Here is a 534-nt window from a genome sequence, read left to right as displayed (position 1 = left end):
TGTAGGAACCGACGCTGAAAATGAAGTTTTAATTAAGGCATTAAAAGAATTAGACTAACATGAGCAAAACAAAAGTACTATTTATAGATAGAGACGGCACATTGGTGCTAGAACCGCCAGTAGATTATCAATTAGACAGTCTTGAAAAACTAGAATTTTACCCTAAAGTGTTTCAATACATGGCTAAAATTGCTAGCGAATTAGATTTTGAATTGGTTATGGTTACCAATCAAGATGGTTTAGGAACTGATTCGTTTCCTGAAGACACCTTTTGGCCACCGCAAAATAAAATTATTGATGCCTTTAAAAAGGAAGGTGTAGAGTTTGCTGAAATTCATATAGACAAAACTTTTCCGCATGAAAATGCCGATACTCGTAAACCTAGAACAGGCTTATTAACCAAGTATTTTTCTGAAGATTACGATTTAGAAAACTCTTTTGTTTTAGGTGATAGAATTACCGATATGGAACTCGCTAAAAACCTTGGCGCAAAGGGTATTTATTTGTCTGAAGATCCCGAATTAGGAGCCGATG

The 534-nt window shown here is 35.2% G+C and carries 1 protein-coding gene; it reads left to right on the top strand.

Features of this window, described 5'->3' with window-relative positions:
• Positions 1-59 precede the first annotated feature (59 nt).
• A partial coding sequence (gene hisB / locus FUA24_RS03775) for a histidinol-phosphatase (protein ID WP_148540132.1) occupies positions 60-534 on the top strand: 475 nt, incomplete at its 3' end.

Source organism: Seonamhaeicola marinus (genome assembly GCF_008085455.1).
Note: the sequence above shows the minus strand (reverse complement) of the source record. Positions and strands in the feature narration are given on the sequence as shown.